Annotated in this window: 13 protein-coding genes; 6 read left to right on the top strand and 7 right to left on the bottom strand. The window is 41.4% G+C overall.

Annotated elements, in window-relative coordinates:
- Positions 1–86 precede the first annotated feature (86 nt).
- From pseG to DRZ93_RS07790, 5 genes are read right to left on the bottom strand one after another with little or no spacing between them, the layout of a single operon-like run.
- Positions 87–1094 (bottom strand): UDP-2,4-diacetamido-2,4,6-trideoxy-beta-L-altropyranose hydrolase, encoded by a 1008-nt coding sequence (gene pseG / locus DRZ93_RS07810; protein ID WP_113746261.1) that lies wholly within the window; start codon positions 1092–1094, stop codon positions 87–89.
- A complete protein-coding gene (gene pseF / locus DRZ93_RS07805) occupies positions 1084–1779 on the bottom strand; it encodes a pseudaminic acid cytidylyltransferase (RefSeq protein WP_113744063.1) in 696 nt (231 codons plus the stop codon). Before pseF ends, pseG begins: the two co-directional genes overlap by 11 nt.
- Before the next feature lies 1 nt (position 1780).
- Positions 1781–2947: a UDP-4-amino-4,6-dideoxy-N-acetyl-beta-L-altrosamine transaminase gene (gene pseC, locus DRZ93_RS07800; protein WP_113746260.1), complete on the bottom strand. Its 1167-nt coding sequence runs from the start codon at positions 2945–2947 to the stop codon at positions 1781–1783.
- Positions 2948–2960: 13 nt separating this feature from the next.
- The gene (gene pseB / locus DRZ93_RS07795) at positions 2961–3989 is read right to left on the bottom strand and encodes a UDP-N-acetylglucosamine 4,6-dehydratase (inverting) (protein ID WP_113744065.1); all 1029 of its coding nucleotides are present in this window, start codon (positions 3987–3989) and stop codon (positions 2961–2963) included.
- A gap of 9 nt (positions 3990–3998) precedes the next feature.
- Positions 3999–5489, bottom strand: a complete 1491-nt coding sequence (locus tag DRZ93_RS07790) for a sigma-54 dependent transcriptional regulator (RefSeq protein WP_113744066.1) — start codon at positions 5487–5489, stop codon at positions 3999–4001.
- A gap of 746 nt (positions 5490–6235) precedes the next feature.
- On the opposite strand from DRZ93_RS07790, the gene DRZ93_RS07785 reads away from it, so the two are divergent.
- The 6 genes from DRZ93_RS07785 (at position 6236) to fliS (ending at position 12892) form a co-directional block, all read left to right on the top strand.
- Entirely contained in the window at positions 6236–7237 is a 1002-nt protein-coding gene (locus tag DRZ93_RS07785; RefSeq protein ID WP_172458130.1) for a glucosaminidase domain-containing protein, read from the top strand.
- Between the two features lie 619 nt (positions 7238–7856).
- Positions 7857–9914, top strand: a complete 2058-nt coding sequence (gene flgK / locus DRZ93_RS07780; RefSeq protein WP_113744068.1) for a flagellar hook-associated protein FlgK — start codon at positions 7857–7859, stop codon at positions 9912–9914.
- 25 nt (positions 9915–9939) lie between these two features.
- Positions 9940–11145, top strand: a complete 1206-nt coding sequence (gene flgL, locus DRZ93_RS07775) for a flagellar hook-associated protein FlgL (RefSeq protein WP_113744069.1) — start codon at positions 9940–9942, stop codon at positions 11143–11145.
- A 15-nt stretch (positions 11146–11160) separates the two neighbouring features.
- Positions 11161–11448 carry a hypothetical protein gene (locus tag DRZ93_RS07770; protein WP_113744070.1) on the top strand — a complete coding sequence of 96 codons (288 nt, stop codon included), beginning with the start codon at positions 11161–11163 and terminating at the stop codon, positions 11446–11448.
- Positions 11449–11747: 299 nt separating this feature from the next.
- Positions 11748–12308, top strand: a complete 561-nt coding sequence (locus DRZ93_RS07765) for a flagellar protein FlaG (RefSeq protein ID WP_218564279.1) — start codon at positions 11748–11750, stop codon at positions 12306–12308.
- Between the two features lie 161 nt (positions 12309–12469).
- Positions 12470–12892, top strand: coding sequence for a flagellar export chaperone FliS (gene fliS, locus DRZ93_RS07760; protein WP_113744071.1), 423 nt, complete (start codon positions 12470–12472; stop codon positions 12890–12892).
- 169 nt (positions 12893–13061) lie between these two features.
- Here the strand turns inward: fliS and pykF are convergent, their stop codons facing one another.
- On the bottom strand, positions 13062–14489 hold the full coding sequence (gene pykF / locus DRZ93_RS07755) for a pyruvate kinase PykF (protein ID WP_113744072.1): 1428 nt from the start codon (positions 14487–14489) through the stop codon (positions 13062–13064).
- Positions 14490–14711: 222 nt separating this feature from the next.
- The gene (gene frdD / locus DRZ93_RS07750) at positions 14712–15083 is read right to left on the bottom strand and encodes a fumarate reductase subunit FrdD (protein ID WP_113744073.1); all 372 of its coding nucleotides are present in this window, start codon (positions 15081–15083) and stop codon (positions 14712–14714) included.
- Positions 15084–15085: the final 2 nt, after the last annotated feature.

The following is a 15085-nucleotide window of genomic DNA, read 5'->3' as shown; positions in this document are numbered from 1 at the left end:
TGCATAAAATTAAAAAGTTCATGCATTATTAATAAAAAATTAAATATTTTCTTGAGAAAAGTTCAAGTTGTTGAATTGTAAGAGATTTATTTTAATAAAATTTTAATTATATTGTTGATTCTCTCAAGAGACTTGCCATCAAAGACTTTTTTGCACTGACTTACATAAAAGCCGTAGTGTGTTTCAAGCTCAAGCAGGGCGCTGAAGATAAGATCCTTATTCTCAAGCTCAGACAGCTCAAGATTGACTCCTACCTGTGTATTTTGAATAATGCTGCGTCCTCTATCCTGATTGGAGGCAATAGAGGTACAGATAGATGGCACCTTGCTTATAATGCGCTCTGAGAACATGCCGCCGTAGGCACCAAGGGCCAGGGAGTGCTGCAGTATAAGAGCAGGGACATTATCACTGTGGCGCAGAACTTTAATATTGTCAAAAGGGGCGCAGAGATCTTTTATAAGATCATAGTCTGGATTGACCTTACCAGAAAGCACGGTAAATGTGTAGTCAGCAACTCTCTTATCTGCAGTTATACTTTTTACAGCCTTTAGTGTGGCATGAGCCGGATCGGCGCCGCCATAGGCAATTAAAACTCTGCGGTCACATACTCTGTCAGAGCTGTTTAGAATCTGTACAAAGTCATCCTTGATAAGAGCATACAGCTGCCCTGTATACAGCTCACACTCTTTATTGACAAGATCTGCATAATCTATACTCTGCCTGCCAATACTTGGATCTATAAGCACATGGGCTTTGTGTTCTCTGTTGGCAAGATCATCAATTATGATAATTTTACTGTCTACATAAAAGAGACTTTCAAAAGAGGCATCTAAAAAGTAGTGATCAAAGATGATGGCATCAGGCGACATCTCTTTGATTTTTCTCTCAAGGGTACAAAGAGGGGCACAGACAATATCTTTATACTCTGTGGCAAGGGCTTTGAGCTTATCATCAAAGTCTGTTGCAAAAAGATAATAGTCAAAATCACTGCCAAGGGAGTTTAGCAGGGTTTTGACACGCATAAGATGCCCCGTGCCTAAAGCAAAATCGGCACGCAGCACCACGGCAATTGTCTTTTTATCTTTATTTGACATGCATACTTTCTATGACTGTAGCCATGACTTTGGCAATTTCAAAGTCCTCAGGAGTATCAATATCAATTACTCTAAGGCGTGGCATTTCATAGGCTCTTCTGACAAGATTGGCTTTATCTTCTAAAAAGTTGCGGGAGTAGAAATAAAACTGTCCTGCATCCTGATAGGCTTTTTTAAGATCTTGTGAGCGCATATTATAGCAGTCTGGCATAAATGGGCATGGAGTACCGTCTTTATCAAGATACTGAGCTCTTTGTACAGGGAATGGAAATTCACAGCAGGAGTACAGATAATCTGCCTTTTCGGTTATGAATTTATCATAGGCCTTTTGCAGATCATAAGGTTTTAACAGCGGAGCTGTGGCATAGATGCAGGCAAAATAGTCATAGTGGACACGACGTATGCTCTCCATCTGACGTACAGCATCTAAAGTTACATCATCTGTGCCTGTAAAGTCATCGGCCAAAGCACTGTCGCGCATAAATGGGGTAACAGCGCCAAAATCACGGGCAATAGCTGCAATCTGCTCATCGTCAGTTGAGACTACAACCTCATTGAACACTCCTGAGTAGAGGGCAGCCTCAATTGAGTAGGCAATAAGCGGTTTGCCGTTAAAATCCTTGATATTTTTTAAAGGTATTCTTTTTGAACCGCCGCGAGCTGGAATAATGGCAATACTCTGCATACTATGATCCTTGTCTGATTGAAGCCATTAAAGACTTAATATTGGCAATAACAATTTCTATCTGCTGCTCTTTGGTTAATTTTACAAAAAGCGGTATAGACAGAGTCTGACTGAAAAAGCTCTCTGCTCCGGCCAAAGGGGCGTATTTTTGCATAGCCTGATAGTAAGGATGTCTGTAGATTGGCAGATAGTGCACCTGCACGCCTATGTCATGCCCGCGCATGGCTGTGTACAGAGCATCACGTTTATTATCCTGCACTCTTATCTGAAACAGATGCCATGATGATATATTGTCAGTACTGTCAGGCACTGGCAGCTCTATACCATCTATATCAATAAGAGAGAGATAGTTGCGCGCAAGCTCACCTCTTTTGGCTACAAAGTCATCAAGCTTTGTAAGCTGTGAGAGGCCTAAGGCTGCCTGCATATCAGTCATGCGGTAGTTATAGCCAAGATCGCACTGCTCATAGTAAAAAGATGGCATATCCTTATTTTGCATATGCTCTTTGTCATGGGTAATACCATGCGAGCGCAGCAACTGCAGTTTGTAGGCAAGATCGGCATTATTGGTCAGGGCAAGACCGCCTTCGGCTGTAGTTATGATTTTTACAGGATGGAGTGAAAAGACTGTAATATCGCTGTAGCGGCAGCATCCTACCTTAGAGCCATCATAGGAGGCACCAAGAGCATGGGAGGCATCTTCAACCACTGCAAAACCATATTCTTTAGATAAAGCGTGTATGGCCTTCATATCACAGCTACGGCCAGACAGATGCACGCAGACTAAAGCCTTGGGCAGGGTATTGTTCTTTTTGGCCTGACTTAGCATTGCTGTCAGAGCATCAATATCAAGATTGCCAGTATCTTTATTGACATCTACAAATTCAACTGAAGCATTGCAGTACAGTGCGCAGTTGGAGCTTGCAACAAAGGATATGGCACTGACATAGACAATATCACCAGGTTTTATTCCAAGAGCTAACAGGGATATATGCAGTGCGGCTGTGGCCGATGACATGGCGCAGGCATGAGCTGCGCCTGTATAGGCGCAGATGGCCTGTTCAAATTCAGGTACCTTAGGACCTGTGGTTAAATAAGGTGATCTCAGGACAGAGGTTACTGCCTCTATATCCTTATCATCGATACATTGTGTACTATAGGGCAGCATTCTCTACTCCGTATCAGCATTTGGCGTTTAGTTCTTCAAGCTCCCTGACTGTCAGATAATGCGGATTGTTAAAGGAGTTGTACTCAAAGCCGCACTCTACAGGATGTCCTTTTTCACCAAGTTTTGTGACATCATAGTTAAAGTCACCGCTAGTAAAGGTGATAGATGGTTTTATGATAAAGAATGAATCAAATTCAAGAGTGTGCATAAAATCATCGCGCGGACACATGATCTCATGTATCTTCTCTCCAGGTCTGATGCCAATTTCTCTTTGTTCTACATCAGGAGCAATGGCAGTTGCCAGATCGGTAATCTTGATAGATGGAATCTTTGGTACAAAGGTCTCACCGCCGTGCATTCTGACTAATGACTTGAGCACAAAGGCAATACCCTGATCAAGAGTAATCCAGAAGCGTGTCATTGATTTATCGGTAATTGGCAGATAGGTGGCACCATCTGCAATAAGCTTTTTGAAAAACGGTACAACTGAGCCGCGTGAACCTGCAACATTGCCATAGCGCACCACAGAGAATCGGCAGGCACCGACACCAACTAAATTGTTGGCGGCCACAAAGAGCTTGTCTGAGCACAGCTTGGTGGCACCATAAAGGTTTATAGGGTTTGCAGCCTTGTCAGTTGACAGAGCAATAACTCTCTGTACATTGTGGGTCAGGGCTGACTCAATAATGTTTTCAGCACCGTTGATATTGGTTTTGATACATTCCATAGGATTGTATTCTGCAGCCGGTACCTGCTTGATGGCGGCAGCGTGAATAATGATATCTACCCCGTTCAGAGCCATATCAAGACGGGCCTTGTCACGTACGTCACCAATAAAGAAACGCAGAGTTTTTAAATGATCTTTAAACTGCTGCTGCATTTCAAACTGTTTGAGCTCATCGCGTGAATAGACAATGATCTTCTTAAGATTGTACTTGCTCAATAAGGTGGCAATAAATCTTTTGCCAAAAGAACCAGTTCCGCCAGTTACAAGAATAGTCTTATTATCTAAAAACTCGGCAATTTTGCTTTCAATATCCATTTTAAATCCTTACTGTGCACTGATACCGTATTTCTTCATCTTCTCAACGAGGGTGGTGCGTCTTAGACCAAGCACTTCTGAGGCCTTGGCTACCACACCGCCGCACTGATCAAGTGCCTGTTTAATCATTGATATCTCAATATTTGAAACCATATCCTTGAGGTTTACACCCTCCTGTGTCAGGGTAGGAGTAAAGGCTTTGGCCAGATCATCTTCACCTTCGATAACAGGCAGAGGAGGCAGATCAATTGGCTGATTGTCCTCATCACCAAAGAAGTTCTCTGTACCAAAGAAGTCTGGTGTAGAGAATGCATCAAGCAGGGCCTCACGTTCGGCATTTGGATCATCAATCTTGGCAATGCCTCTGTATTTAGGAGGAAGATCTCCTACATCCACAATTTCATTAGGGTGAAGAATAAGCAGTCTTTCTACAAGGTTAGACAGCTCTCGTACGTTGCCTTTCCACTCATTCTGCATCAGAGTCTGCATGGCGCTTTGTGTAAAGCGTATAGTACCTTTCTGCTCTTTTGAGTGACGGTTGACAAGCTCCTGTACCAAAAGAGGAATATCATCCTGTCTGTAGCGCAGTGGTGGGGTTTCAATTGGAAATACATTAAGTCTGTAGAAGAGATCCTCACGGAAGGTATGCTCTTCGACCATTTTCTCAAGATCCTGATGAGTAGCGGCAATAATGCGCACATTAGCCTCAATAGTCTTGTTTGAGCCCACACGCTCAAATTTACGCTCCTGCAGTACGCGCAGAAGTTTTACCTGCATCTGCAGTGGCATATCGCCAATTTCATCTAAAAATAAGGTACCGCCGTTGGCCAGCTCAAAACGACCCTGACGGGCGGCAAAGGCACCGGTGAAGGCTCCTTTTTCATGACCAAAGAGCTCTGATTCTAAAAGCTCTCCAGGTATGGCTCCACAGTTTACAGGTACAAAAGGTTTATCGGCACGATTGGAAATGCCGTGAATGGCGCGGGCCACAACTTCCTTACCTGTACCTGATTCACCTAAAACAAGTACATTGGCATCTGTCTTTGCCACCTGCTCGATAAGACGACGTACTAAAGTCATAGCAGGGGCCTTGCCCACGAGCATCTTGATTAAGGTATTGGAACTCTCACTCTTTTGAGCATACTTGCGCATGGCTCTGAAGGACTGACTGTAATGCAACAGTGAGACAAGTTCATCGTATGAAGGAGCCTCGCTTAAAGTTCCGATAAAGTTTGGGGCTTCTGACTTTTTGTTGGAACTTTCAATAGCAATAAAAGCAGTGGCCGGATATTTTTTAAGGAGCTCCTGCAGTGTGCTGCTGCCTTCAATATCACCGACAATGCAGATGTCAACGTTTTCATAGCATGAGTCTATATAGGATAGACAGTCTTCTATCTGTCCGCTCTGTGTAGATGCGCCAAGGAAGGAAAAAATAGTTTCAAGCGTTTGTCGTTTACTGTCATTCTTCTCAAGTATAAGTACGTTTAAAGAAAACTGCATGTTTATCCCCAATCAACAAAAACTAACAAAGACAGCTTTTTGACTATGTGTCAAATTTTTGTAATACCGTACATTTTATTACTTTTAGAAACATTTTTTCAAATAATTATGTTTAAAAAAGCAGCTAAGAGTGTGATCTTTAACAACTTGTGCGATATTTGTTAAGTAAATCTACAAATTAAAAGAGATTAAACTATTTGTATAATCCCTGCATCGGCACATTATATCATTGATTTAATTGACAAGACTTTAGTTTATACGATCTGATGCATAAAAGTGCGCCGTGTTAACTTATAGTTAAAAGGTATAATAAAGAAAGACTGTCTACGGGTGGCTTTTTACTTTGAACTAGCATTAGAGCAAAAGCGCATATTTATGTTGATTTGAGCTATATTTGCAAAAGCTTTCAGCTGCTATTTTTTGTAATTATATTTTACTCTTGAAAAGCATAGATCAGTGATTTGTTCCGCCTGATAAAATTAAATATCATTTTTTTTTGCCAGCTTTTTATTTTGATTGACAATTTTGTTAATGAACTTAATAAAGGATATACACAATACCCCTCAGACCTTGAATATTATCTCTATCCTGCGTGCATAAAATTGGCATCAAAGTTGCAATTTAGGGCATATAAATACTATAAATGACTGGTTTAAACCAGCTAAATTGCTGAATATAAAAACATTTTTATTGTTTATATAAAAAATAGAGTTCTTATAAAGTCAGGAAATTGACAGGGTGTGATGATGGAAAGTCAAAAAGGTTTTAATATCAAGGATAGTGCCGATATCGGTCTTATCGGCGATCACAGAGGCCTTAACAAATTAAAGAAGCTGGCATCTGGCAGTACCGAGGATAAAGCCAAAGCTTTGGTGACAGCAGCCCAGCAGTTTGAGTCTTTACTGATGCAGTACTGGATGGATGGTATGCGCAAAGGTAATGATGTTATCAATCCAGATTCCCCACTTCACTCCAAACACTCTTCTTTCTTTGAAGATATGCTCTCACAGCAGCAGATAGGCTCCATGGTTTCAGGCTCAGGCGGTCTTAATAAAAACTCCATTACTTATCTTATTACCAAACAGTTTGCCAAATCACTTGGCGATGAGGGCAAGGAAATTTTAAAGAGTCTTGCAGCCACTGGCAGTTCTTATAATTCAAAGGAAGTAGTGCTGAAGGGTTCAAGAGTTGACTACAACTCTCCTAGTGCCATCAGAGCACTGCAGAACAAGAATGCTACAGTAGCCTCACTGCGCAAGGTTTACGATGATCTCCCACATCCTGATACCATGCGCAGTTTTGATGGTCCTGAGGACTTTGTCAAGAAGATGATGCCTTATGCTCTAAAAGCTGTATCCAAGGTTCCAATGAATCCACTGGTGCTTGTAGCTCAGGCTGCTCTTGAGACAGGCTGGGGTAATCATGTACCTGACAACAATAATTACTACGGTATTAAAGCAGGTAAATCCTGGACAGGTCCTGTTCAGAAATTAAGCTCAGGAGAGTTTGAAAACGGCAGATATGTAGACAGAGTCTCTGCCTTTAGAGCCTATCCTAGTGTGCTTGAGTCTATGGAAGACTATATAGCCCTTATCAGAGGTAACAGCAGATATGAAAAAGCCTCTGAAATCTCCTATGACCCAGACAGATACTTTGAGGAAATTCAAAAGGCAGGCTATGCTACAGATCCAAACTATGCCGACAAGCTAAAGGGAATAGTAAGACGTATTGCCTTTATGACCTATTAAAAAAGAATAACACCCCTGGCAGTTTTCAGATCTCTTTTATCTCCCTAAGATTTGAAAACTGCTTTTTTTATTTCTAGACCCAAAAGCTCTTAACTCATATTTCTAAATAACAAAGCTTCATATCTTTTACAGAACACAACAGCCTGGCATGAATTCTTCCTCCTGCAGCTCCATTTATAAAGAGGCAGACGCTTCTTGAGTCAATATAAAAGTAGCAGGGTAGATAGCCTGAGGGTTGCCATCTTGCAAGGCAGCTCTCTTTTGCAGTAAAAGAGGCAATAAGAGAGGAAAAGGGACATTATTTATACTTTATACGGCAAAATGTTGCCGATTTTGTAATTTTCAGGTGGCAAAGATATAGGGCTGAATATTTAATTTTTGCCACTTTGCCATGGCTAAAAAGTGGCAAAAAATGCAAAAAACGCATAAAAGAAACAATATTTATAAAGAAGGTGATATATAAATAAGATATTGATATTTTGATATATTTTTAATAATAATCGCCTAAATCAGCTTCCTGTATAAGGTCGTTCTTTAAAAGTGGCACGCTTTTAGCATTACCTTAATCAGATGATGTTTTTTTGGCAACGATTGCCAATAAATTAAGGCGGTAAATAAAATGATCGATATTTTAAAAACAGGCAAGTACGGAATCTTAGCAAATCAGAAATTACTTGCAACTACATCAAATAATATTTCAAATGTTAATACCACTGGCTATACACGTCAGAGAACCGATGTTTATACCAACTGCATAGAGTGGGGTATTGGCGATACTTATACACGTCGTATTTATAATCAGTACGTACAGCGCGAGATGTTCCGTGATCAGGGCAACAAGGGTTTTTACGAGTCATACAAGACTGGTATGGGTACTGTAGATGAAATGTTATCTGACGATAGTATGAATATCGCATCATCTTTAAATTCATACTTTAAATCTCTGCAGGATGCAGTACAAAATCCAACATCAACCGCCACACGTCAGGAGCTTTTATCACAGCTGGGTATTATGGTAGACAGATACCATACCTTAAATCACAATATCATGAATGAAATGCATGATATCAATCTGGCTGTAGATGACACTGTAACTAAGATTAACTCTTTAGTTTACGGTATCTATGAGACAAATAAGCGTATCGGTCATAACAACAAACAGGACAGTGATATCAATCTGCAGCTGATGGACAAACGCGATCAGCTCATCAATGAACTGTCATCACTTGTTGATTTAAACACTACCGTAGAATCAGATGGTTCAATCAGTGTTTACATGGGTAACGGTCAGTTACTGGTAAACGGTGATACCTATGGCAAATTAAATGCGATGCAGGACAAATTAGATCCTACACGCAGAGAAGTTTCTATTACCTTCTCCACCAATAACAAGAGTGAAATTGTGGTTAACCACAAAGGCTGGGGCGGTAAATTAGGTGGCTTATTACAAAGTACAGACGAGATCCGTCAGACCATGCGTGATATGGGTCAGCTGGCCATTGCCTTTGCTGATGCCATGAATCAGCAGAACAAAGGTGGTATCACCCTTGAGGGTATTGCTGGCAAGGATCTTATCACTCTGCCATCAATCAATGCTACAACTACACATCCAACCTTAGAGATGGACGTAGACTTCATACCAGGCAAGGGTTCAAATGTAAGAGCTCATGACTATGCCATTGATTTTGATCATCAGAATGGTACACCTACCTTCTACTATATTGATGAAAACGGTGAGAAGCAGACCTTAGAAGTTCCACAGGGCCAGCCTCAGGTAGTAAATGGCAAGACTGTTTATACCTTTGAAGATTTAGGTATCAAGATGAGCTTTAACATGAACATCCAGCAGCAGGCTCAAAACCTGCGTGGTGCCAAGGTTTTAGCTCAGCCAATGGTACATGCAGCCTATGATATTCAGATGAATATTACCAAGCCAGAGGAATTTGCCTTTGCCTCAGCCTTAACTGTAAATACAACAAATGGCAACGTAGGTAATGCAACTATAGCTTTCAACGGTGTCTACAAGATGGGTCCAGCCTATGGTGTAGATATTGATATGAATGAAACTCTTCCAGGTGGTGGTAAGAACCCAAATTACTTAAAGCCAATGTTAAATCCTGGCGCACCAGTAAAGGTTCAGGTAAATGATGATGGTAACTACGATGTACTTGATGCTGCTGGTAAAGTTATAGGTACAGCTCCGGCTTCATGTAATGGTCAGAATGTATTTGCCAATACCAAGTGGGTAGCTACCAACCATCCAGATGGTTTCCCAGGTTATGACGTATCCATTACCGGTACAGTTAAACCAAATGATTCCTGGACAATTGCTATCAATACCAATGGTAAGGGTGACAACTCCAACGGTGTGCTGCTTGGCAAATTGCAGTCAGCAGATCTTGTAGCCAAGAATGGCGGTCACAAGGTTTCATTCACCGAAGGTTATGCCGATGTTGTAACCAACTTAGGTGCTGAGGTTATGAAGGCTGAGACTGACTTTAAGGCAGCTGATGCCAAGTGCACTCAAACTCAGGACATGTTTGCCTCATCAGCTGGTGTTAACCTTGATGAGGAGGCTGCAAACCTGGTTAGATTCCAGCAGACCTATACATCATGTTCAAAGATTATTCAGGCCTCACAGACAGTATTTGACTCACTGCTGGGTGCCATTAAATAAGAATAAAATAGGGGAGATAAAGTAAATGCGTATTTCAACCTCAATGCAGTATACAAGTCAGCTGCGTTATATGCAGTCTGCAAATACTCGCCTTGACAAGGCCTCTGAGAAATATAACACAGGCCTTAAGTTCCAGAACTCTGGCGAGGATCCTTCTGGCATGTCTCAGAAGATCAAATATACAGGCGATATATCTGCTTTTGAACAGTATAAGCTTAACTCACATATGGTAGCAGGCTATCTGTCAGAGGAAGAGACCGCATTAGGCTCTATCTGGACCGCTCTGTCATCAGCTCAGAGCCGTCTGCATCAGGCTGTAAACGGTACTCACGACAAGAACAGTCTTACAGCTCTTGCCGAGGATATCGAGCAGACTATCAATCAGTTATACGATCTGATGAACACCAGAAATGCTGAGGGTGAGTACATTTTTGCAGGTTCAGACTCATCAAGACCTGCTTTCACCTTAGCCTCTGATGGTAACTACTACTGCCAGGCCAATGGCTCTGTACGTTATGTCCAGGTTTCACCTACTGTAGTAGTACAGTCATCAGACAGTGCTTTAAACGTATTCCAGAACGTACCTCTGTCTCATACTATGAAAGATACAGCAAATCCTGCTATCACCTCATCATATATTGAGAACTTTGAGGACTTCAACGATTTATATAATCAGTTTTACTCAAGTAAGACCGGTGCCAATAATGATATTACCATTGAAGTAAATGGCGGTAAGTTTGAGGTTAAAAGCCCTAACGGTAATGTAATCGGAGGTGGCGAGGTTACCAAAAAGGGTGTTATTGAGTACAAAGGCATGGTCTTTGAAACAGGTGACCAGAACTATAACGGTAATATTACAGTTACTCTGGACAAGCCAAAGAAGGACAATATTTTAAATACTCTGACCAATGTGGTTAAAGAGATCAAAAATGGCAACTTAGGCCGCAATGAGCTGACACAGATGCTCTCAGAGGCTCAGATCTCAGTTTCAAACTGCAAAGACAATGTAGATATGTACAGAGGTCAGGTAGGTGCACGTGCTGCCAATATCGACAATATCATTACATCTAATGAGTCACTGTCTGTAGTAAAACAGACTGCCAGAGCTGGTGTTACAGAAATTGACGCATATGAGGCAGTATCAGAATTATTAATGGTACAGAACGCTCTGCAGGTATCGCAAAGCTCCTTTGCCAAGATCCATCAGTCGAATTTATTTGATTATATCTAATTAGGGAGAGATATTATGATAAATGTAAATTCTGTAGGCAGCACAGCTGCAACTGTAGCGGTAGGTAATGCAGCTCAAAGTTCAGCCTTAGATGCTGTAGAGACCAAGGATAGAGTAAACCACTCAACTGTTGTTGATATTCAGGGCCGTAACCTCGATGTTTCAAGCTCAGCTGGCATCAAGGTATCAAAGGACAGCGCAGCCTCAATGGCCAAGGACATTGCTTCACTGCTCGGCTCAAGAGGCATGGGTGTTCAGGCCAACTTAAATGGCTTTGATGCTGCAAGACTCCTTGCTGACTAATATAAAAAAATTAAAAACCTAATTTTTCTATCATTTGAGCAATGCCCCTGCAAAGGGGCATTTTTTGATCCTGCCACGTCTAAATAAAAATAACAATTGTTATATATCAAAAGATAAATTAGTCTAAATAAACGGCTTTTTGTGCGTAATATCACGTTTTTTGTTATATATAGTATATTTTTTAAGGCACACCCTAAAGTTGAACTTTCAAATGCCGTAATCTCATGTAGGCGCTGAATATAATTATTTGGCGATTGGAGAGATAAATTATTAAAGCACCTCAGCTGGAGGGCGGTATTATGGAATTACAAAATTTAGATAGCTCATATACCAAGATAAACAGCTCAACAAATAGGACATCAGTGATTAACGATAGACAGAAAAATGATGATCTGTCTGTACCTAAGGATCCTGCATTTCCTAAAGGTCCAATTGGATCTCAGAGTATGTCATTGGAAAAAATAATTAAGCAGGGTGAGGCCAGACAGGCAGAACTTGAGTCTTCAACTATATCTAAAAAAGATCCTGAAAAGGCAATAAAAGATAAGAAGGAAGCTGCAAAGCTTGCTGCTGAAGAGAACAAGGAAAGTCTTGAAAAAGCAAAAGAGCTGATTGAAAAGCTCTCATTAAAGCAGATTGGTCTATCATTCAAGATTGACAAGGATCTAAATAACAGAACTTTAATTTCTGTTAAAGACAAGGCCACAGATGATGTAGTAAGACAGATTCCTTCAGAGGAATTTGTACGTATGGCCAAGGCTATGAGTAAGCTGCAGGAATCCTTTGAGTCAAAAGTTGACAAGGATACAAAGGACAATAAGGAATTGCTCAAGGGTCTTATATTCGATAATCTTGTATAGACCTAAGAAAAAATAAAGGCTGTAGTTATAAACTACAGCTTTTTTTTCACCTGAAGCTAAGATTTATAGTAAAATTTAACTGTTTTTTCAGAAATAATGATGTTTTAAAACATTGTGTCATTATATAATATACAAAATTATTTTATGACAAGGAGCACTTAATGTACGGCAGAAACCTAAAGGCATATCGTAAAACCAATCTCGAGGCAGAGCTGTCTGTTGCCGATCCTCACAGAGTGGTACAGATGATGTTTGAGGGACTGCTTGAAAGGCTCTCTCAGGCTAAAGGTGCCATATTACGCAAGGATTATGAGTATAAGGCCGACAGAATATCCAAAGCCACAGGTATTATAAATGGTCTGCAGATGTCACTTGATGACAAGCAGGATCCTGAGCTGGCTCAGAGAATGTATGCCCTTTATGACTATATGAAGGAGCTTTTAACCTCAGCCTCAGTCAAGCTTGATGTTGCACCTATTGATGAGGTGATTGAGCTGCTGCTGCCAATTAAACAGGCATGGGACAATATACCAGAGTCTGAAAAGCAAAAGGCACAGGCTGTACTTGATAAAAAAGGCAGCTAAAAACACTCAACAGGCAGCCTGTCTTTAGGCTGTCCTATCCTACCTTATATACAAATCATCTTTTTTAAACCCCTGAGGCAAGAAATCCTGACAATAGGGTTTTTGTCTTTAAATTATGCAGATACAAAAAGAAAAGGCACCATTTGGTGCCTTTGCATAAAAGTATATATTAGATTGTGTGTACTGATAGGGTGTTGGTGGTGCCTGATGGAACCAGGGCGCCGTTTACCAGCACAATGTTGTCACCTGCCTTGGCAAGACCGGTCTCAATAGCCAGCTTCTTACCAAGCTCAAAGAACTCGTCAGTTGAGCTGATTCTATCAACAAGCTTAGGAGTAACGCCACGGACAATGCATAGCTGACGGGCTGTTCTCATGTGTGGAGTTAAAGCCAGGATGTGGCAGTTAGGGAAGAACTTGCGGATAGCACGTGGTGAATTGCCATGCTCTGTGGCAACTACGATAAGAGGTGACTTTAAGACCTCTGAGGCCTCAACTGCACTCTTACATACAGCATCAGTTACAGAAACCTCGAATTCTGTGGCACATGAGCAGTCAAGATTGTGGTAGCGAGGGTTTACTTCTCTGTCAGTGCGTGAGCAGATGGCTGACATGGTTGTTACAGCCTCTAAAGGATATTTACCCTTGGCTGACTCGCCTGATAACATAACTGCATCAGTACCGTCTAAAATAGCATTGGCAACGTCACCGGCCTCGGCACGGGTAGGACGTGGGTTCTTGATCATAGAATCAAGCATCTGAGTGGCTGTGATAACAAACTTGCCAACCTCATTGCAACGGTGAACCATATGCTTCTGGGCGAAAATAACTTCCTGAGCTGGGATCTCTACACCAAGATCACCACGGGCCACCATGATACCATCGGCAACTTCTAAGATGTCCTCAAAGTTATCAAGACCTTCCTGATTCTCAATCTTGGCAATGATCTGAATCTCTTCACCGCCGTTGGCATTTAAGAACTCACGTACGTCCATGACGTCGCGACGGTTTCTGGTGAATGAGGCTGCAACGAAGTCAACCTTGCGCTCAATACCAAAGAGCAGATCTTTCTTGTCGTGCTCTGAGAGGAATGGCATGGTGATGTGAGTATTTGGCAGGTTAACGCCTTTTTTCTCACCTAACATACCGTTGTTTAATACCTCGGTAAAGACGGTGGTGTCGGTCTTTGACAGAACCTTAAGAGCAATAAGACCGTCATCGAGCAGTACAGTATCACCAACTTCTATATCTACAGCAAAGTTCTTGTAGTTGACAGCAATGATCTCTCGGTTGCCTACAGTAGACATGTCGGTGGTGATAGTGATTTTCTGACCAGTTACAAGCTGAATGTCCTGACCGCCCTCAAGAGTACCAGTACGGATTTCAGGGCCTCTGGTATCAAGCAGTACAGCAAATACTTTGCCGGTTTCCTGCATGATGCTCTCTAAATTGTCAATTCTGTAGCCATGCTCTTGAAAATCTCCGTGGGAGAAGTTAAGACGCATTACGTTCATGCCGGCATTTAATAGGGAAGTAAGGACTTCTTTGTTCTCAGATTTTGGTCCAATGGTGCAGACCATTTTGGTTTTCTTTGTCACTGTTGTAACCTCAAAATACTATTGTGGGGTCCTGCCTGATATGATTTGTCAGGACTTATTAAAGCTACTTTATTATTTTTATTTCGGTGATGATTATATCAAAAATCTGCGCAGTACTTCGCATTTTTGTGGGCATATTTGATAAATATTATTCGCTTTTTAAAAAAGAAAAAGGGCTGATTTCTCAGCCCTTGCGGGAGGTCAAAAAATGACTACGTCAAATTAGCAGGCTTTAACATAGGCAAATAAGTGGAAGCCTAAAGCCATGAATGATAAGGCAGCGCAGGATCCGTATAAAACGAACCAGTGCAGCTTGGTCACACGTATACCAAAGTCATGCAGAGCATGATAGATACGGTGGAAGCAGTGCCAGAACAGTAACATGGTGCAGGCAAAGATCACAAGTGATACAAACCAGTTGCCAAGCATGCCTTTGACATGCTCAAAGCTTAAAAGACCGGTCTGTACATCAGGTGAGCTGAGACCTGCAACTAACAGCAGAATTAAAACTGCTGGGAAAACGATGCCTAGGACCATGCCACCAGCACCGAATAATAACCAGTAAATTGGTTCGTCTGAACGTGGTTGATGCATAA

The sequence above is a fragment of the Anaerobiospirillum thomasii genome (genome assembly GCF_900445255.1).
Taxonomy (GTDB): domain Bacteria; phylum Pseudomonadota; class Gammaproteobacteria; order Enterobacterales; family Succinivibrionaceae; genus Anaerobiospirillum_A; species Anaerobiospirillum_A thomasii.
The sequence above is the reverse complement of the archived record's forward strand: the minus strand, read 5'-3'. Positions and strand labels throughout refer to the sequence as shown.